The sequence below is a fragment of the Sorangiineae bacterium MSr12523 genome (assembly GCA_037157775.1).
In the GTDB taxonomy this organism is placed as follows: domain Bacteria; phylum Myxococcota_A; class Polyangia; order Polyangiales; family Polyangiaceae; genus Pendulispora; species Pendulispora brunnea.
Genome location: CP089982.1, coordinates 9,066,768 through 9,086,064, shown reverse-complemented (window position 1 = coordinate 9,086,064; position 19,297 = coordinate 9,066,768). Strand labels below are relative to the sequence as shown.

At 63.7% G+C, this 19,297-nt stretch carries 19 protein-coding genes; 10 read left to right on the top strand and 9 right to left on the bottom strand.

The features are described from left to right. Window positions 1-40 precede the first annotated feature (40 nt). From LZC95_35245 to LZC95_35210, 8 genes are all read right to left on the bottom strand, one after another. On the bottom strand, window positions 41-685 hold the full coding sequence (locus LZC95_35245; GenBank protein WXA91696.1) for a class I SAM-dependent methyltransferase: 645 nt from the start codon (window positions 683-685) through the stop codon (window positions 41-43). After that, window positions 682-1,323: a class I SAM-dependent methyltransferase gene (locus LZC95_35240; GenBank protein WXA91695.1), complete on the bottom strand. Its 642-nt coding sequence runs from the start codon at window positions 1,321-1,323 to the stop codon at window positions 682-684. Before LZC95_35240 ends, LZC95_35245 begins: the two co-directional genes overlap by 4 nt. A 332-nt stretch (window positions 1,324-1,655) precedes the next feature. After that, complete coding sequence (locus LZC95_35235; GenBank protein WXA91694.1) at window positions 1,656-2,126, bottom strand: hemerythrin domain-containing protein; 471 nt, start codon at window positions 2,124-2,126, stop codon at window positions 1,656-1,658. Between the two features lie 34 nt (window positions 2,127-2,160). Next, a complete protein-coding gene (locus tag LZC95_35230; GenBank protein ID WXA91693.1) occupies window positions 2,161-2,640 on the bottom strand; it encodes a hypothetical protein in 480 nt (159 codons plus the stop codon). 92 nt (window positions 2,641-2,732) lie between these two features. Then, window positions 2,733-3,758 (bottom strand): sigma-54 dependent transcriptional regulator, encoded by a 1,026-nt coding sequence (locus LZC95_35225; GenBank protein ID WXA91692.1) that lies wholly within the window; start codon window positions 3,756-3,758, stop codon window positions 2,733-2,735. A gap of 58 nt (window positions 3,759-3,816) precedes the next feature. Further along, window positions 3,817-4,218, bottom strand: coding sequence for a response regulator (locus LZC95_35220; protein ID WXA91691.1), 402 nt, complete (start codon window positions 4,216-4,218; stop codon window positions 3,817-3,819). Window positions 4,219-4,559: 341 nt separating this feature from the next. Continuing rightward, entirely contained in the window at window positions 4,560-5,282 is a 723-nt protein-coding gene (locus LZC95_35215; GenBank protein WXA91690.1) for a hypothetical protein, read from the bottom strand. 22 nt (window positions 5,283-5,304) lie between these two features. Then, window positions 5,305-5,712, bottom strand: coding sequence for a hypothetical protein (locus LZC95_35210; GenBank protein WXA91689.1), 408 nt, complete (start codon window positions 5,710-5,712; stop codon window positions 5,305-5,307). 483 nt (window positions 5,713-6,195) lie between these two features. Here LZC95_35210 and LZC95_35205 point away from each other — a divergent pair, with 483 nt between their 5' ends. Genes LZC95_35205 through LZC95_35160 form a run of 10 tightly spaced genes read left to right on the top strand, consistent with a single transcriptional unit; the run spans window position 6,196 to window position 18,874 of the window. Beyond that, a complete protein-coding gene (locus LZC95_35205; protein ID WXA91688.1) occupies window positions 6,196-7,944 on the top strand; it encodes a phosphoenolpyruvate carboxykinase (GTP) in 1,749 nt (582 codons plus the stop codon). A gap of 49 nt (window positions 7,945-7,993) precedes the next feature. Beyond that, a complete protein-coding gene (locus LZC95_35200; GenBank protein ID WXA91687.1) occupies window positions 7,994-8,701 on the top strand; it encodes a PTS sugar transporter subunit IIA in 708 nt (235 codons plus the stop codon). Beyond that, complete coding sequence (locus tag LZC95_35195; protein ID WXA91686.1) at window positions 8,698-10,677, top strand: oxidoreductase; 1,980 nt, start codon at window positions 8,698-8,700, stop codon at window positions 10,675-10,677. Before LZC95_35200 ends, LZC95_35195 begins: the two co-directional genes overlap by 4 nt. Further along, window positions 10,674-12,653, top strand: a complete 1,980-nt coding sequence (locus LZC95_35190; GenBank protein WXA91685.1) for an oxidoreductase — start codon at window positions 10,674-10,676, stop codon at window positions 12,651-12,653. The genes LZC95_35195 and LZC95_35190 overlap by 4 nt, the downstream gene beginning before the upstream one ends. 5 nt (window positions 12,654-12,658) lie before the next feature. Further along, the gene (locus LZC95_35185) at window positions 12,659-13,573 is read left to right on the top strand and encodes an NADH-quinone oxidoreductase subunit H (protein WXA91684.1); all 915 of its coding nucleotides are present in this window, start codon (window positions 12,659-12,661) and stop codon (window positions 13,571-13,573) included. 5 nt (window positions 13,574-13,578) lie between these two features. Then, window positions 13,579-14,220, top strand: a complete 642-nt coding sequence (locus tag LZC95_35180; GenBank protein ID WXA91683.1) for a hydrogenase — start codon at window positions 13,579-13,581, stop codon at window positions 14,218-14,220. A gap of 3 nt (window positions 14,221-14,223) precedes the next feature. After that, window positions 14,224-15,675, top strand: a complete 1,452-nt coding sequence (locus tag LZC95_35175) for a hydrogenase (GenBank protein WXA91682.1) — start codon at window positions 14,224-14,226, stop codon at window positions 15,673-15,675. Continuing rightward, window positions 15,672-17,204 (top strand): NADH-quinone oxidoreductase subunit C, encoded by a 1,533-nt coding sequence (locus tag LZC95_35170; protein ID WXA91681.1) that lies wholly within the window; start codon window positions 15,672-15,674, stop codon window positions 17,202-17,204. The genes LZC95_35175 and LZC95_35170 overlap by 4 nt, the downstream gene beginning before the upstream one ends. Before the next feature lie 6 nt (window positions 17,205-17,210). Further along, window positions 17,211-18,152 carry an NADH-quinone oxidoreductase subunit NuoB gene (gene nuoB, locus LZC95_35165; GenBank protein ID WXA91680.1) on the top strand — a complete coding sequence of 314 codons (942 nt, stop codon included), beginning with the start codon at window positions 17,211-17,213 and terminating at the stop codon, window positions 18,150-18,152. Then, window positions 18,149-18,874, top strand: a complete 726-nt coding sequence (locus LZC95_35160; protein WXA91679.1) for a hypothetical protein — start codon at window positions 18,149-18,151, stop codon at window positions 18,872-18,874. Before nuoB ends, LZC95_35160 begins: the two co-directional genes overlap by 4 nt. On the opposite strand, the gene LZC95_35155 is transcribed toward LZC95_35160, so the two are convergent. Beyond that, window positions 18,871-19,296, bottom strand: a complete 426-nt coding sequence (locus LZC95_35155; protein WXA91678.1) for a hypothetical protein — start codon at window positions 19,294-19,296, stop codon at window positions 18,871-18,873. The genes LZC95_35160 and LZC95_35155 overlap by 4 nt on opposite strands. Between the last annotated feature and the right edge of the window lies 1 nt (window position 19,297).

The window sequence follows — 19,297 nt, the reverse complement described above, 5'->3', positions numbered from 1 at the left end:
CGGAATCCGTAGTTTTGATGGCAAATCGTCACTGAACCTCCTAGCGCCGAACCACGTCGGCCTCGAGAAACGGGTCTTTGACCCAGAGGCGGAGGGGGCCGGCGTGGTACTCGTCACACACGAGACGGTAGTCGTGCGGCATGTTCTTTCCGTAGCCGCAGTACGTGACGACGGGCGTCCCTGCCGGCGCCTGGATCAAGAGACGCTCTGCGAGTCCAATGTCCCGTTGAAACCGCTCACTCGACAGCTCGACCGAGTCGTCCGGCTGCGGGGCGGACGGGATGACGTTCTCGGCGAATGGGTTGAAAAAGTAAAAGGCGTCGTAGGAACGGATATCCACGTCCTCTAGATGGCCGTGAAAGATCGTCGCGCGGCGCGCACCGAGCATGCTCGCCACGTCCGAGGCTACTTGGGCGAGCGCCTTCCGGTGTTCGACGCCGATGAAACGTGTGCGGCGCGTACCAAGCGCCCCGACGACGCAGAATTTGCCCACCCCCGCGCCGACGTCCAAGACGCGAAGCGCGCCCTCGCGCTCGAGCCATTGGGACGCACGGCGCGCGGCGCGCACCGGGGTCCAGAACCGTGTCGAGAGTCGCCTGTATTCGAGTGGGAGGACGTCGTCGAAGTCTTCGTCGCGAACCGAATCTCCCTCTCGGAGTGCTCGTCGAAGGCGATCGAGTCTCATCGCGTTCTGTTGCTCGTGCGAGCCGAAGCCGGACCCTCACTCTTGATCCAGAGTTCGATGTGATCCGTCATGGCCGGCTCGCGGTGAATCCGACGGTACTGGTTCGGCATGACACCTCCGAAGCCGTGGTATGTCGCGACCCGCGTGCCGACGCGTGCCATGGACAGCATCGCCGAGGCCGTCTCCACGTCGTCGAAGAAGCGGCGTTCGGAGAGTTCGACGGTCTGATCGAGCGGCATGGCGCCACCCCACAAGTTCTCTTCGAATGGATTGTAGAAGTAGTACGCGTCGAATCGAGTGTCGAAATGCTCACCTAGACGCCCGTGAACGAACGTTGCGTTTCGCACGCCGAGCCGTCGGGCGACGCCCTCGGCGACTCGGACGAAGTGCTCTCGATGCTCGAGGCCGACGAACGTGGCACCGGTGACGGCGGCCCCTACGATGCAGAACTTTCCGACCCCCGAGCCGACATCAAGCACGCGTGTGCGAGGCCCGCGGACGAGGAGCTCGGCCACTCGCATCGCTACCGATACCGGAGTCCAGAAGGACGAAGAGACCTCTCGAACGGCCGGCGGATAGAGCTCGTCGAATTGACCATCGAGCAGCAGGCGACCACCGCGAAGCGCCCGTCGCATCATGCTCGGCCGCGTTGTCCGCGGCACTCGTTGAGCGCTCGTCGTCGAGGCGTGCCGCTGAGGGCGCGCCGTATCGGCGGCCGGAGGAGGAGCTGGATGCGCGTCCAGCCTCGTGTACATGTCTTCACCCACGATCCGACTCGTCCTCCCGTCTCCCCTCGCGACGCCACCGCCGTGTGCAAGTCGCACGCCGTTGGAAAAAGCGCGATGAATCGGCGCTCGGCGACGCTACCCGCCCGTGCGATCGCGCGATGCGGCGGCGAGACGTGTCAATCGGTCAATTCGTCGTAGCAGTTTCTCCCCTTAGCCGTCATTTGACGCATCCGGCGAGGTCGTTAGCGGCGACGCGTTCGGCGACGATCTCCAAACGGGTGCCATGTGGAGGCGATGCGCCGGACGAGCCGCGAGGAGGCTTCGCGCTGGATGTGAGTCTCCGACCAATTGTAGAGATAGCTTTCTTCGGTCATGGCGTGGTCGACGAGCAAGCGCGCCAGATCTTGGACGTCGTTCGGGCGTACCCGCCGGAGCTCGAAGGCAACGCCGAGCCTCGAGAGCCCCTCGCGAATGCGTGCGTGCTCCGCCAAGATGCGTCGGGCACCCTCGGGGTCGGCTTTCGCGAATGTCGGGATGACGTGCATCTCCTCGCCATCCAGGTGGGCAAGAACGACGTCTTCGAAGGGCGCCCACTCCTGTTCGATGACGGCGAGCTCGTTGCGGGCCAAAAGGTTCAGGATGGAGTCGAGAAAAGTCTCGATGCGGCCGTGGTCGTCGAGCAGGACCGCACGAAGGGAGCGAATCGCTGTCACGATGGAACACGCTCCAACCGCGCGGGAATGCGGATCAACCGCGCGTGTCGTCTTTTCCTCCCCCCTTCGCCATCTGAATCGCGCTCGCGAAACTTTGAACCTTCTCGTTGGGTTTGGAGCAAATGAGGCGAATGATGGCTGGCCATTGGCGGGAGTAAAGCTGACCGAGGGACATCAGGGCGCTGTCGGCCCAAGGTCGTGGTGCGTACTTTACCGCTGCCGCGGAAGCGATATTCGGCGTCGCAAAGCCACGTCGACCGAGGTCGGCGAGCCAATCGGCGCAGCATCGCGGGTCCAGCTTCAATTCGAGGGCCACGCTTTCGCCTGTCCACTCGCGATGAGGGCGAGAAAAGAGCAGCAGAAGAATTTCGAGCTCCTGAACCGACCCGATGTGATCGAGGACGAATTGCTCGACCTCCCGAGGCAACACTGTCACGCTTTCCTCCACGCCGCGAACGCGGGAACTCTCGCCTTCGACCAACGCCAGGATCACGCGCTTTCGTCGAGTTGGCACGTTGCTGTCCTCGCGCGAGACGTCTCCGATGCATGGGTATTTCGAATTGGCTCGCATGTCATTTGCAGATGGTCGTCGTCTGGACAATGGTTTCAGTGGGTGCGCGGCGGCACGATGTTGGACTTCGGCGTCACGCGGGAGGCGTAGCGCTGCATCGTTCGAACGCTGATGCCCAGTCGTCGTGCTGCGCGGGAACGATTGCCACCTTCCAGCTCGAGCGCGGCGCGCAGAATGAGCTCGATGGTTTCCTCGAGTCTGCGATCGAGCCGCACTTCGAGGACGGTGCCAACACGAAGTCGCGCATCGTCTGCGTCCGCTGTCTTCACGGTAGCAACTTCGCGCAGCGGCATCGGCAGGTCGCGTACGCGCACCTGCTTCCCGTCGCGTAGCAAGCAGACGAGCTCCACGACATTGCGAAGCTCCCGGACGTTACCAGGCCACTGGTATGTGCGCAGTGCCGTCATGGTGGAGCGCGTGAGACGTGGAGGCTTGGTTCCGTGGGTCGCGGATGCCGTCGCGACGAATTGCCGAACGAGGATGGGAAGGTCGGCTTGCCGTTCGCGGAGCGGCGGGACCTCCAGACTGATTCCCTGGATGCGATAGAAAAGGTCCGCTCGGAATCGGCCGGCCTTGACCTCCGCCTCGAGGGGACGGAGCGTCGCGGTGATCAAACGAATGTCCACCGCGATCTTCGTCGTGCCTCCGACGCGCATGAACTTTCGATTCTCCAAGAATCGCAGAAGCTTGGCCTGTACGCCGACGGGCATCTCCCCGATCTCGTCCAGAAATAGCGTGCCACCGGCCGCTGCTTCGACTTTGCCGCGGGCGCGGTCGCTGGCACCCGTGAACGCACCCTTCTCGTGCCCGAACAGCTCACTCTCGAAGAGCGCTTCGGGAATAGCCGCGCAATTGATCGGCACGAAAGGGCCTGCCCGGCGACCGGAGAGATCGTGAACACGCCGCGCGAGCACCTCCTTGCCCGTGCCGCTTTCCCCGATGAACGTGACGACTACATCCTTGGTCGCGATCTTCTGGATGATTCGATCGAGCTGTCGCATCGCGTGCGACTGCATGACCGGTTGCAGAAGGACGTTGAGTTGCTGCTTGGTTCGAGGCATGGGATCACCGATGCGAGAAGTGCTTTTTTGTTGGAGAACGCGGAGGAATTCATGTTCCTCATCGTTGGGAGTCGCGCGACTCGAGCTCTGCGCGAATGGCATCCAAAAGGGTCCACCCCCAGACCGGCTTGGGTACGATGAGCGGTGCGACGCGTCCAGTTGCCGCGGGGAGCGCCCGAAACTGCTTCGACTCGCTGGTGACGAGCACCGGCAGGGTATTCGGGCGGTGCACCCCAAGGTCGTGGAGCGTATCGAGGACCGTTTGCTTCTCGAAGTCATCAGGAAACAGCACGACGGCCGAAGCGCCACCGGGGGTCATTTCAGCACATCGTTCGAGCTCGCGCGTGCCCGCGACGGTTGCTCCTGCGGCGCCGAGATACTTGACGAGGGCGTCGAGCGTCTCCGGGTTGTCGGACACGATGAGGACTTGGAGCGGTTGGCCCTTGCGAGGAACCGGCATGCTTCGAGGCAGAGCAACGAAGATACCAACACCGTTTTTCCGTGCACGATCCATGCACGCCTCATCACGGCGATACTTCGGGGCCCCGAAATGAGCGAATACGACAGATTGTCACGGCCTTCGTAGCGTCTCTTTGCTTGCGAAGGTGGTCCACAGGTCACACAAACCCACATCTATGCGGCTCGATTGTATGACAAATTGACGTAGTCGCTCCTCGAGCGAAAAGCGCCGAGGGTCGCTCTGTGTCGCGCATCGTCGCTTTTGCGCTCGTGCCACGGTGACGAGGAACACTCGGGGGGCCCCTTCGACTGTGGTGCAAAGTCGCGGCCAGCTAAATTGGCTCAGGGGTGCGCGAGGATCGCCCATCCCAAGTGAGGGCGTTTCGCGAGCACGACGAGCGCGCCATCTTGCAGCCTGCGCGTGGTGGGCCCCTCGGCGAGCACTTCGGGCGAACCGACGACGATGGCCTCGGGGACGTTCTTGAATGCGAGTTTTCGCCCGAACGAATATGCGTACAGATTCGTTCCGTTTGCGCAAATGAATGCTACAGGGCCGAGGCTTCGAGCGCGATGGAGATCCGCAGCAGCCTTTGCCATCGCGACGTCCGCCGTGATGGCCGCTCCCTCGCGAACGATGTGCGACAGGATGAGTGCAAAGATCAACTCGCCCGGCCCGTTTGGAGGAACATCCGGGGGACACCACATGGGATCGAGCGCACGGCGGAGTGCGTCGCCGTCACCAATCGCACCTTCATACGCGAAGTGCCAGGACGACGTCTGGAGCATGCACCCTCCCAAGGGACAGTCATCGCCCACGGCCGGTAGCGTCGCGACGAAGACGTCCCCGGTGAGCTCGCGCGCTTGAAGGTGGCTCGCGGCTTCCGCGCCAAGCGTCGTCCAGTCGCTCGATCGCGAGTGCACAGCGATCATTCCACCGTCCCCCAGTGCGATCGACTTGGACCAATTCTTCGACGCCTCGCGAACGACGAAGCCCCCGCCGCCGCCTTTCGAAGCGATGGATCGGAGATGGACGGGTTGACGGCTGATCACCCCAAGGAGAGACATCGTGGGCTCATGGGAAAATGTCTCATTCCCCCGTCATGTCGACGTGGGCGCGAATGGCGTCGAGGATATCCCAGCCAAATGACGGTCTCGGCAGAACGAGCGGCGCGATGGATCGACCGTCGGTGGCAACGAGATCGCGAAAGCGCTGTGGGCCATTGGTCACGAGAAGGGTAAGGAGCCGAGGACGGGCACGCCGAATGTGCTTCACGAGGGCGAGGACATCGGCATCGGGAAAATCGTCCGGGAAGATCACCGTCGCGTTCGCGCATGCCGGCGCGACGAGCTCGATGCCATCGATGGCTCGGGTGCCGTGACACGGCACACCCGCCTTGTCCAAATAGGACTTGAGCATGTCGACGGTCTCACGGTTGGTCGAGACGATCGACACATAGAGCGGCCCTTGCGACTTGCGTCGGGTGTTCTTCGGCATACAACCTTCCCGTGAGCAAAGTAGGTGCCGTCCAATTTTCTTCGCGATATCGCATCGGACACGACGCCGGCTCTGCCGCGGATTCCTCAATAGCGACATGCTGTCATACCGAAAGACGGAAGGCGGTTCGGCGTGTGCCGCTCCGGCGCCCCAACTGCCTCTGCTTGGCGGCGTAGTGCGTCTCGTTGTGCATCCGTTTTGCGGCGCTCCCTCAGCTTCTTCGCGACAAGGGATGCCGTTCCAATCGAGGGGCCAGATCGGCAGAATCGGACAACGCCACCGATGAATGCCCGCGACAGTTTGTCGCAATCGCCCCATCCCAGCACGAAAGCCGAATCCGAAGGAGAGGGGCAGGGGCGAGAGCGCCGCGGTCGGGAGAGTATCGGCCAACTTTTCAGCATGGATCAGGTCTTGCTGTTGACCCTCGATCGACCACGGCCACCACGCTGCGGGGGTGCGGGGCACTGGAAAGGTTCGAGCCGAATGAGGAACGAGACACTTCATGCATGGGTCAAGAAGGTCGCCGAACACACCAAGCCTGACGCCGTTCGATGGTGCGACGGAAGCGCTATGGAGGCGCGCTCGATCGAAGACCGCATGATCGCGGATGGGGAGCTGCTCCGGCTCAATGCACGCGTTCCCCATAGCTTTCTCCACCGCACGACGCCCGCCGATGGAGAGGATGGCGATCGGCTCTCCGTCGTCTGTACGAAATACGAGGATGACGCGGGGCCGACCAATGACTGGATGAGCCCAGAGGACGCCGAGCGAACGGTGTGGCCTCGCTTCGAAGGCATCATGCGCGGTCGAACGATGTACGTGGTGCCTTATCTGCTGGGGCCTGCTCATTCATCTCACAACCGCTTCGGTGTGCAAATCACGGACAGCGCTTACGTGGCCGCGAGCCTCCGCATCATGACGCGCGTCGGGCAGGTGGCGCTCCGGCAGCTCGGCGCGAGTCCGCGTTTCGTCAAGGGGCTTCATAGCGTCGGTGATCGTTCTCCACACCGGCGATTCATCTGCCACTTTCCCGAGACGAAGACCATCTGGAGTCTGGGCTCGGAGTACGCGGCACACGCCATCCTGAGCAAGGAGTGCCACGCGCTGCGACTCGCGAGCGCCGAAGCGTGCGAGGAGGGGTGGATGGCCGAGCACATGACGATCTTCGGCCTCACGAGCCCCAGCGGCATCACGCGCTACATGGCCGCGGCGCTTCCAAACGGGTGCGGCAAAACGAACCTCGGCATGCTGACACCGACCTTGCCAGGTTGGAAGGTCGAGACCGTCGGCGACGACATCGGCTGGATGCACGTCGGCGAGGATGGACGCCTCTGGGCGCTCAACCCGCTTGCGGGCTTCTTCGGAGTGGCCCCGGGCACGAACCAAAAGACGAATCGCAACGTGCTGGCGGCCATCGCACGCGATGTTCTCTTCACCAACACGGCCGTGCGCGCCGATGGCTCGCCCTGGTGGGAAGGCCTCGAGCCGCTCGCGGACGGAGAGATGCTCACGGACTGGCGCGGCCGAGCCTGGACGCAAGACTCGGGGCAACCCGCCGCACATCCGAACGCGAGGTTCACGGTGTCCGCTCGCCAATGCCCGACGGTCGGAGAGAGCTTCGACGCCCCCAATGGCGTGCCCATCTCCGCGATCCTCTTCGGCGGACGGCGTACGAAGGTCGCTCCGCTGGTCTTCGAGACACACGACTGGGCACACGGCGTCTATACGGGCGCGAGCCTCGTCTCGGAAACGAAGGTCGCGGCCGATGGCTCGGGTGGAATCCTCTCCAACGATCCGATGGCCATGCTGCCGTTTTGCGGCATCAACCTGGGCGAGTACCTTCGCCATTGGTTGCGTATCGGCGGGCGGCTTTCGCGTCCGCCGCGTATCTTTCACGTCAACTGGTTCCGTACCGATGCCGACGGCAAACTCCTCTGGCCCGGTTTCGGAGACAACATCCGAGTCCTCGAATGGATCCTCGAACGCACCGAAGGTCGCGGCGGCGCCATCCAAACGCCCCTCGGATGGATGCCGACGCGCTCCGAGCTAAACCTCGAGGGGCTCGACATCCATCCCGATCGATTCGACGAGCTGATGAGCGTCGATGCGCGCGCGTGGCTCGACGAGGCTTACCGAAACGAGCCCTTCTTCCATCAATTCGGACCACGCTGGCCGGAACGACTCGAGCGCGAGCATCAAGCGCTCATCGAGCGACTGCGTGCCGCCATTTAGCCCAAATGATGCGACAACCTGTCGCGAACTGCCCGAAAAAGGAGCTGAAATGAACCTCACCGTGCACGATGCGGCACGGATGCTCAACGTGTCGGAGCGCGCCATTTACCGATGGATCCGCGAGAAGAGCATCCCGGTTCATCGGGTGAACGACCACTATCGGTTTCACCGCGCCGAGCTGCTCGAATGGGCGACGTCGCGCGGGATCAGGGTGTCGTCAGAGGAGCTTTACCGCACGCCCGCAAACGGCACGTCGATGCCACGCCTGTCGGAAGCGCTCGAGGCGGGGGGAGTTCACTACGGCCTCGTCGCGTCCGACCGCGAGTCGCTGCTGCGCGCCGTCGTCGACGTGATGCCCATCGACGAAGAAGATCGCGATCTCGTCTACGACTTTCTTCTTGCGCGCGAAGCGCTCGGTTCGACGGGCGTCGGCGATGGCATCGCCATTCCCCACGTGCGCAATCCGGTCGTGCTTCATGTCTCACGCCCATCGATCACGCTCGCCTTCCTCGAGCATCCGGTCGACTTCAAGTCCGTCGACAGCCGCCCCGTGCACACGGTGTTTTCTCTCGTGAGCGGAACGATTCGCTCGCACCTCTATCTGCTCTCGCGTCTTTCGGCGGCGCTCCACGATTCGAAGTTCAAGGAATCCGTGCTGAACCGCGCGCCGCGGGAGCAGATCTTCGAGGAAGCGCGCCGCATCGAAGGCGCGCTTTCCCTCCACCCTTCACCTCCCGAAGGAAGCTCGGAAACGTGAACCTGCTCGTCATCGCGCTGGCGTTCATCCTCGGTGGTGGTGCGGCGGCGCTGCTCGCGTCACACCGAGCGGGCGCCTCGTCGGCGTGCGCCGTTCTCGGCATTCTCGCCGGCGGGATCGTGGGGGAGGTTCATGCGTGGAAAGTCCTCCTTCACGGCGAGACGAGCACCCTGACGATGGCCTGGAGCGTCCCATACGGCCGATTCCACATCGGGGTCGACCCCCTCTCTGCGTTCTTCCTCGTTCCCATCTTCGGCCTCTCCGTCGTTACGGCCATCTATGGTCGCGAATATCTTCGGAATGGGAGGGGGCGAAGCATCGGAGGTGCGCGCTTTGCGTGGCCCGCGTTCAACCTGCTGGTGGCGAGCATGGTCCTCGTGGTCGTCGCGAGGCACGCCTTGCTGTTCCTTTTTGCGTGGGAGGCGATGTCGCTCTCCGCGTACGTGCTCGTCACGCTCGAGCACCACGAGTCGGAGGTGCGCCGTGCGGGCTGGGTCTATTTGATCGCCACGCACATCGGCACGGCGTGCTTGGTCGCGCTGTTCCTCCTTCTCGGGAAAAGCGTCCAGGGCTTCGACTTGGTGCCCGGCACACACCCAACCGCGTCCGCGTTGCTCTTTGGCCTTGCGGTCGTTGGCTTCGGCGTGAAGGCCGGCTTCGTGCCCTTTCACGTCTGGCTCCCGGAGGCGCACGCGGCCGCCCCATCGCATGTGTCCGCATTGATGTCCGGGGTGATGATCAAAATGGGATTCTACGGGCTCTTGCGGATGGTCCTGGTGCTGGGCCCTCCCTCCGCATGGTGGGGACCCGTGCTCATGATCATCGGATTTCTGGGCGCACTGCTTGGCATCTCGCTCGCCTTTTACCAGCGCGATTTGAAACGTGTGCTCGCCTATTCCAGCGTCGAGAACATGGGGCTCATCACCTTGGGGATGGGCACGGGGCTCTGGGGATTGACGTCGGGCAGGCCGCACGTCGCGGTGCTCGGCGTGAGCAGCGCGCTCTTGCACGTGTGGAATCACACGTTGATGAAGGGGCTCATGTTCCTCGGCGCTGGCAGCATCTTGCACGGCTGCCACACGAAGGATCTCGAGCAGCTCGGTGGCTTGATGAAGCGCATGCCCAAAACGAGCATCGCCATGGTCGTGGGGGCGATGGCCATGGCGGGGCTACCGCCGTTGAACGGATTCGTAAGCGAATGGCTTTTGTATCTCGGTCTCATCGAGGGCGCCGTCACGAGCCGCGGCGCGAGCGGGGTGGCGGGGCTGCTCTCCGTGGGACTCGTCGCGCTCGTAGGGGGGCTCGCCATGATTTGTTTCGTCCGGCTGATCGGTATCGCCTTGCTCGGACAACCGCGGAGTGCGCACGCGCAGGACGCGCACGAGTCCGCTGCAAGCATGACGGTGCCCCTCCTCCTTCTGGCGCTGACGTGCATCGGGGTCGGGCTCGGACCTCGCATCGTCGTGCAGGCAGGTGCGTCCGTCGTGGGGCAGCTGTTGGGCGGGCCATCCATGCTGGGCGAGACCCCGCTCGCCGGCCTCGGTCTGGCGAACGGCGCACTCTGGCTCGCGTTGCTGGTGGGGGCGGCGCTCGGGTGGTGGGTCACGCGTCGGCGATCCATCGGGGCGGACGCCACCTGGGGATGCGGGTATGCGGCGCCTTCGTCGCGGATGCAATACACGTCGCGCTCCTTCGCGGAGCTGATGGGCGAGCACCTTCTGCCAAAGATGCTCCGCGCGCGCGTCTCCGTCGAGACGCACGCGGCCTTGTTCCCGGAGTCGGGCAAGCTCGCTTCGCAATGCGACGATCCGCTCACGCGCGGCGTCTACGAGCCGTTTCTCGCACGCTGGGGCGACCGATTCGCTCGACTTCGCTGGTTGCAGCAAGGGCACCTGCACGTCTATTTGGTCTACATCCTCATCGCCACCTTGCTGGCCCTCGCGTGGATCTCGCTGCTCACGTGGAGCGGGCGATGACCGGCACACTCTCGCTCTGGGCCATCGCTCTGACGGGAGTCAGTGGTTTGCCCGGAATCGCGCTTTCGCGGCGCTCCCATCTCGGCGAGCGAATCGCCGCGGGGCTCATGGTAGCGGGCTCGCTCTGTGGCCTCGCGGTGGCCTTTCGCGTGGCCGTACTCGGGCGCGCAGAGACGGCATCCCTGGCTTGGAACGTACCCGGCGGAGAGCTCGCGATTTACGTCGATGGCATTGCCGCCATGTTCCTCGCGCAGATCTTCCTCATTGCACCGCTTGGGGCCATTTACGGACTTGGATATTGGCCCCAAGCCGAGCATCCCACCAACGGTCGCAAGCTCCGCCTCTTCTTCGGGGTGCTCACGGGCGCGATGGCGCTCCTCGTCGTCGCGCGCAACGCTCTTCTTTTTCTCATGGGTTGGGAAGTCATGGCATTGGCCGCGTTCCTTCTCATTACGACCGAGCACGAGGACGAGGCGGTTCGCAAATCCGGTTTCATTTACATTGCCGCGACGCGCATCGGCACACTTTGCCTGTTCGGCATGTTCGCAGCCCTCCATCATGCGCGCCGCTCGTGGGAATTCGCCGCCCCTGGACCGAACATCGCGCCGTCGCTCGGCACCGCCATCTTCCTGCTCGCGCTCTCCGGATTTGGGCTGAAAGCGGGTCTCATGCCGGTGCACGTCTGGCTACCGGGTGCGCACGCGAACGCACCGAGTCACGTCTCGGCGATCATGTCCGGAGTGCTCATCAAGACCGGGATTTACGGGCTCGTTCGCGTGAGCTCGTTCTTCGAACATCCACCGCTCTGGTGGGGGGTCGTGCTGTTTGGCATCGGCGCCGTCTCCGGCGTGCTCGGTGTGGCGTTCGCGCTCGCGCAGCACGATCTCAAGCGACTGCTCGCCTATCACAGCGTCGAGAACATCGGCATCATCGCCGTGGGGCTCGGGCTCGCCCTCATCGGCCGATCGCTCGGCGAACCGACCCTCGCGTTCCTCGGGCTTTCGGGGGCACTGCTCCACGTGTGGAATCACGGCCTCTTCAAGGCGCTGCTCTTTTTCAGTGCCGGCTCGGTGCTTCACGCCACCCATACACGCGAAATCGATCGCCTGGGTGGCCTTGGTCGGAAGATGCCATACACGGCGATGGCGTTTCTCGTTGGGGCGATTGCCATCTGCGGCCTGCCCCCGCTCAACGGATTCGTGAGCGAGCTCTTTCTCTATTTGGGTTTCCTCCGTGGAGCGCTGCTTGGCCGAGCGGGGGCCTGGGCTGCGGGGGCCCTTGGCGCTCCGCTGCTCGCCCTCATCGGGGCTCTCGCCGTCGCGTGTTTCGTCAAGGTCTTTGGTAGCGTCTTCTTGGGCATGGCGCGCTCCGACCACGTGCGCGACGCGAAAGAGGCGCCGCTCTCCATGCTCGCACCGATGCTCGTCCTTGCCGCATGTTGCGCGTTCATCGGTTTGCTTCCCGCCGCCGTCGCCCCGGTGCTCGATCATGCGATGGCCGCATGGGCACCGGACATCGCGAGCGATCTCCGCCCGCTCCGCGGCCTTGCACCCTTGGGATGGCTCAGCGTCGCGGGGGCGGCACTCGTTGCCTTGATCGCGGCCGGGGCTGCGCTCTTTGCGTGGGTGACGCGCCCCTCCAGGGTCGATGGCAAAGTGACGTGGGATTGCGGCTACGCGGCCCCCTCGGGGCGCATGCAGTACACGGCTTCGTCGTTCGCGGAGTTCCTCGTGGAGCTCTTTTCGTGGGCGCTTCGCCCGCGTGTGCACCCCGCGGGGCACGCAGCGATCTTTCCCGCTGCCACCCGTTTTCACAGCGAGGTGGCCGACGTGGTTCTCGACCGCGCCGTACTTCCTGCCTCGCGGCACGTCGGCCGCCTTCTCGTGTGGTTCCGTTGGGTCCAACACGGCAACGCCCAGCTCTACATCCTGTACGTCCTCGTCACCCTCATCCTCGCCGTACTTCTCTGGCGGTGAAAGCCATGTCCGCGCCAACTGTTCATACCCTGATTCATATCCTGATGACGGCGCTGCTTCCGCCGCTGCTTCTGGGCGTCATCACGAAGACGAAGGCCGCTTTCGCGGGACGTGTCGGCGCGCCGTTTCTTCAGCCGTATTACGACCTCGCCCGATTGTTTCGCAAGGGGTCCGTCTTTAGCACGACCACCACATGGCTCTTCCGCGTGAGCCCCATCGTGGGCGTGGTCACCGCGGCGCTGGCGTCGCTCCTCATCCCGCTGGGCAACCATGCCGCACCCGTGTCGTTTACCGGCGACCTTGTCTTTTTCGCGTACCTTTTCGGTCTCGCGCGTTTTTTTACCGTCTCCGCTGCGCTCGACACGGGTTCGGCGTTCGAGGGCATGGGCGGCGCCCGCGAGGCCACGTTCTCGTGCCTTGCGGAGCCGGCGCTGTTTCTCGGCTTCCTCGTCTTGGTCAAGCAGTCGGGCTCTCTGTCGCTGGGAACGATGCTGAGCGCTTCCACCGGATCGAGCGGCACGGGGGCCTCGATCGTTCTCGTTCTGGCAAGCCTCTTCATCGTTCTCCTGGCCGAGAACTGCCGCATCCCGTTCGACGATCCCAACACGCACCTCGAGCTCACCATGATCCACGAGGTGATGGTCCTCGACCACAGTGGCCCCGCCTTCGGCCTCATCCTCTACGGCGCGGCGCTCAAGCTGTTCGTTCTCGGTGCCGTCGTCGTGGAGCTCGCGATCCCCGGCAGCACGGGCAACGCATGGGGCGATTGGGGCGTGTTCCTCGCCGGAATGCTGGTGCTGTCGGTCGTCATCGGCGTCGTCGAATCGGTGATGGCACGCTTGCGCCTGCGGCAAGTGCCGAGCCTTCTCGTCGCGGCGTGCCTTCTGTCCGGATTCGGAATCATCCTGCTCGCGAGGTAAACGCCATGTCCAATGCCGTCGATGCGCTGCTTGTGATCGTCTTGCTCCTGAACTTCTTCGCACTTGGGACGAGTCGCCTCCACGCCATCATCAATGCCACGGCTCTTCAGGGCGTGCTCTTGGGCGCCCTGGCCGTGTTGGTCCATCGAACCTTCAGCGCGCAACCCATCCTCATTGCTGCGGGCGCTGCGTTGATCAAAGGCTTCATCATTCCGTGGCTTCTCGCGCGGGCCATGCGTGACGTGGCCATACGGCGCGAGGTCGAGCCCTTCATTGGCTATATCCCTTCGCTTTTCGCCGGTGCGGTGGCCACCGCGCTGGCCATCCTTTTTGCGCGTACTCTTCCTCTGGCCGAAGAACACGTCGGCTCGCTCCTCATCCCCGCATCGCTCGCGACCGTGCTCACGGGGTTCATCATCCTGACCACGCGGCGTAAGACGATAACGCAAGTCGCTGGTTATCTGATTTTGGAAAACGGAATCTTCATCATGGGGCTGACGCTGGTCGAAGCCATCCCGTTCCTCGTGGAGGTCGGCGTGCTGCTCGATCTGCTGGTCGGCATCTTCATCATGGGAATCATGATTTATCAAATCAACCTCGAGTTCGCGTCTCTCGATACGACGGAGCTCTCTCGCCTCAAGGAATGAACGATGGCACTCGCGCTCGTTCTCGTCCCTCTCGCGTTCGCGCTCCTGGTGATCGCGCTTCCGTCGAATCGCTGGCGTCCGCTCTGCGTCTCCGTCGGTGGCGCGGCGCATCTGGCGCTGACGCTCGTGGCGCTGAATCTCCCCGAGGTGACGGGGCTCGGTGGATGGCTTCTCTTGGACCCGATGGCCCGCCTCGTCTTGTTGCTTACGTCGACCCTTTTTTTCCTCTGTTCTTTGTACGCGCGCGGATACCTCGCATTTCATTCGGAGTTGTCCAATCGCGTATTCTGCGCGTGCATGCTCGGTTTCATCGGTGTGCTCACCTTGGTCGTCGAAGCGCAGCACCTGGGCCTGATGTGGGTCGCCATCGAGACGACCACGCTCGTGTCTGCCCCCATGTTGACCTTCAACCGCGATCGGCGGTCGTTGGAGGCGGCCTGGAAATACTTGCTCATTGGATCGGTGGGGATCGCCCTGGCCCTGCTCGGGTCGCTGTTTCTCGCCTATTCGGCCCTTCGGTCCGGATTGACGCCGTCGCTGCTCGCTTCCGACATGGTCCACGACGCGCCGCTGCTCTCGCGCCCATGGCTGCGGTCGGCCTTCGTCATGCTGTTCATTGGATACGGCACGAAAATGGGCCTCGCGCCGATGCACACGTGGAAGCCCGATGCCTACGGCGAGGCGCCGGGGGTCGTCGGCACGCTGCTCGCGGGCGGGCTCACGAATTGCGCCTTTCTAGCCATCCTGCGCTTTTATGCCATCTGCATCTCCGCCGGCGATTCCGGCTTCGCGCGCGATCTGATGATCGTCGCGGGGCTGCTCTCGATGGCCGTTGCCGGCGTGTTCATGGCCCGCCAAAAGGACATCAAGCGCATGCTCGCGTATTCGAGTGTGGAGCATATGGGCATTCTCGTTTTGGGCATGGGGATCGGGGGCGGCGCGGTCTTCGGTTCGATGCTGCACATGTTGAACAACGGATTGACGAAGGGTGTGCTCTTCTTGAGCGCGGCGAACGTGCAACGCGCCTACGCCAGCAAGTCGACGGACGAGGTGCGCGGCGCGCTCCAACGCGTACCCATTTCCGGTGCGCTGATGCTCGCGGGCTTTTTCGCCATCACGGGTTCGCCGCCGTTCGGCCCGTTCCTGAGTGAATTTACCATTCTCAATAGTGCGATATCGGAAGGCCGTTACCTCATTGCGGCGCTCTTTCTCGGCCTGTTGGCCGTCGTCTTCATTGGAATGGGCGCTACCGTATTGACCGTGGTGCAGGGCACGCCTTCGGAGAGGGCGTCCGTCAGTACCTTTCGCGACGGCTTCTCTACGGCGGCCCCGCCGCTCATTCTGATGGCCTTGGTGCTTTTGCTGGGCGTCTACGTCCCACAGCCGGTCGAGACGCTCGTTCGCAACGCCGCGTCCGTATTCGAGTTCCACGCTGCGGTGGCGGAGGCCCCATGACGGCGCTCCTTTCCGTGCGCAGCGGCAAGGCCGTCGAACGCGATGCCATCCCACGCCTCGAGTTCGAGGACTTTCGCAGAGCCATCGTGGAGGCACCCTCCCGACGTGAGCGGGTGGCGGCGCTCTTCGGCACGCCCTTGCAGGCGCGGGAGGAAGGGGTCGAGCTCGTCGTCGTCCTTGCGTTCGACGAAGAAGGGCTCATCAAAGTTGGGTCCACGGTGCTCTCCGGCGACGCCTTTCCGTCGATGACGGCCGAGTGCCCGCAGGTGCACCTCTTCGAGCGCGAAATCGCCGAACAGTGGGGCGTGGTTCCGGAAGGCCATCCTTGGTTGAAACCCGTGCGCTTCGTGCGCTCGCAGCGCCCGGGACACGATGCGTGGAATCGTCCGGAGTCGGAAGCGCCAGTGGTGGGCGTCATGCCCTTTTACCGCGTCGAAGGCGAGGAGGTTCACGAGGTCGCCGTCGGCCCTGTCCACGCCGGGGTCATCGAACCAGGGCACTTTCGATTTCAATGCCACGGCGAGCACGTATTCCATCTCGAGATTTCGCTCGGCTACCAACACCGAGGCGTCGAGCGCGCGCTCGTCGGCGGCCCCACGAAGCGAACGATCCCGTACATGGAGACCCTCTCCGGCGACACGACGGTCGGCCACATGACCGCGTATTGCCAAGTGCTCGAAGCGCTCTCGGGGTGCCGCGTACCCGTTCGTGCGCACGCGCTACGTGGGATCGCGCTCGAACTCGAACGACTCGCCAACCATACCGGCGACTTGGGCGCGTTGGCGAACGACGTCGGCTTTCTGCCGACCGCATCCTACTGCGGACGATTGCGTGGCGACTTCTTGAACCTGACCGCGATGATCTGCGGGAGCCGCTTTGGACGATCGCTCGTGCGACCCGGAGGTGTGGGGTTCGATGTCGACGCCGACCGGTGCCGGCTCATGCTCGAGCGCTTGCAGACGGCTTTGCGCGACACGAAAAGCGCCGTCGAGCTTCTCCTGGAGAGCGCTTCGGTTGGGGCCCGCTTCGAAGGAACCGGTGTGGTCTCGCAGGAAGTGGCGCAGGCCCTCGGCCTCGTGGGCGTCGCCGCGCGCGCGTGTGGGCTCGAGCGCGACGTGCGGCACGATCACCCGAGCGGCGTCTTTCGACTCGCGCACATCCCCATTTCGGTCTGGCACACGGGCGATGTCTTCGCGCGAGCCTACATACGATGGCTGGAGATCGAGCGCTCCTGCGCGTTCATCGGTGAGCAGCTTCGCGCGCTCCCCACGGGCAAGACGCGCGTGCCGTGCGAGAGCAAGACCTTGGCCTCGAACCGCCTCTGCGTGTCGCTCGTCGAGGGCTGGCGCGGTGAGATTTGCCATGTTGCTCTCACCGACGATGAGGGCAAGTTCTCCACCTACAAAGTCATCGACCCATCGTTCCACAACTGGTTCGGGCTCTCGATGGCCTTGCGCGATGGCCAAATCTCCGACTTTCCGCTTTGCAACAAGAGCTTCAACCTCTCGTACTGCGGTCACGACCTCTGAGGCACCATGCTCAAGCTCCTCCTCGCGCGCTTCCAACAAGGACACCGGACGGCACAGTACCCGGAGATGCCGCCCACGCTCCCCGACCGGTGGCGTGGAGGGCCCAGCATCGATCGGGGCAAGTGCCCCGTGGGGTGCTTCGAATGCGGTGACACGTGCCCGACCGATGCTCTGCGTATCCAATCCGGCCACCTTGGACTCGACATGGGAAGATGCCTGTTTTGCACCGAGTGCATGCAATCGTGCCCCCACGGTGCCATTACCTTCACGCAAGAGTACCGACTCGCCGCCCGCAAGCGAGAGGCTCTCGTCGTCGAGGGCAAGGTCGAGCCGCGTGAGAAGCTCCTCGATGAAAAGCTGCGACGGCTCTTCGGTCGCTCCCTCAAGCTGCGGCAGGTGAGCGCGGGCGGATGCAACGGCTGCGAGTCCGATGTCAACGTGCTGGGCACGATCGTGTTCGATCTCGGCCGCTTCGGCATCCAGATGGTGGCCTCGCCCCGTCACGCCGATGGGTTGCTCATCACGGGTCCGGTCACCGAGAACATGAAGCTCGCGTTGAAGAAGACCTACGATGCCGTCCCCGAGCCCAAAATCGTCATTGCCGTCGGTGCCTGCGCCATCTCGGGCGGCCCGTATATCGACCATCCCGAAGTTCACAACGGTGCCGACAGCGTGGTTCCCGTCGACTTGTACGTACCCGGGTGCCCGCCACACCCCTTTACGATCCTCGACGGCTTGCTCGGGATGCTGGGCCGGCTCGAGAGCGAGCCTGCCTGGATGGCTCGTTTTCGGGAGACGGGCGAGCGGATTGCCGCCGAGAACCTCGAGGCCATGAAAACCTGGGACCTTCCACGTGCCGAAGAAGCCGTCAAATATCTCGGGGCAGATCTGCGACACGCACCTCCCGCACCCAAGGACCCGCTGCCCGTCGAAAAGCCTCGCTCATGAGTCGGGCGCATCGGGCGCTCATGACGGCATTGAGCCTCGTGCCCTTGCTCTGGGCCGCAACGACCATGTGGCGTGAGCAAGGCGCACCCGATGCACGAATCCTGGTGCTCGGTGCCGCGGTCGTCATCCCGCTCACGGCCCTTATTGGCCTGTGGACGTACACGCGACTCGGTCGCCCGCTCGCGGATCATCGCCAAAGATGGCGCGAAGAGCTCGAGCGGCCACTCGAGGATTTCGCGTGGCGACGCGGGCTTACATATGTATCGATGGCCCCCAAGCCCGGAGAACTTCGTGGCGTCGTGGACGGCGTATCGGTCGTCGTGCACCCGTATGTGACGTCCGAGGAAGGAGCCGCCCTCGTGGAGGTCGTCGCACGAGCTCGTGCCTCGCGTCAGCGCGTGGTCGTACGGCGCCAGTGGCGTTTGGCGGCGGGGGATACAGCGACGGGTCTGCTGCGGGTGAAAACGGGGGACCAAGACTTCGACCGCCTATTCAAGACGCGCGCCGACCTTCCCAAAGCCGTGCTGGCTGTCCTCGACGATGTCACCCGCGCGATCCTCCGAGATCGCGTCGCCCTCGAAGCGTTCGACCATGAGAGCGAGAGCTTGCGGGTGCTCATGAGATGGTCCAACGCGACCAGCGGAGCCCCACTCATGGAGATCGACGATGCGCTCCGACTCGCTACCGTGCTTGCGCATCGGCGAGAGGTCGCGCTTCCTTAGGTCATCCCCACGAAGGGTGCGTTGATGCGCTCGGCGGCGTCCGCCATCGCGGCGCGCGCGGTACGCGTGCTGCTCGATTCGATGCTGTAGCCCTCTCCTGGCTTGTAGTTCACCAGCAACGAGCCCTGGCGCGCGAGTACGAAGATGCGCCCGACGTCGACTTTGCTTTGCCTCTGAATCCACGCCGCGGTCACGTAATCGGTCTTCCCAATCGTCTGGGCGGCTTTCGAGCGCCGGAGCCCGAAGACGTGCGCCTTTCCGTTCCAACCCATTTGCCGGAGCAGCTCGTACCGGCTTCGGTCGGTCTCATGGAGAATGATCGCGATTTCGTTCCGCAAAAAGATGTGTGCGAGCAGGTCGATGTTGGGGTGGATGCTCCTGGCCAGGATCGCATGAAGTTCGTTCGTGTCGTTAGGCATCATG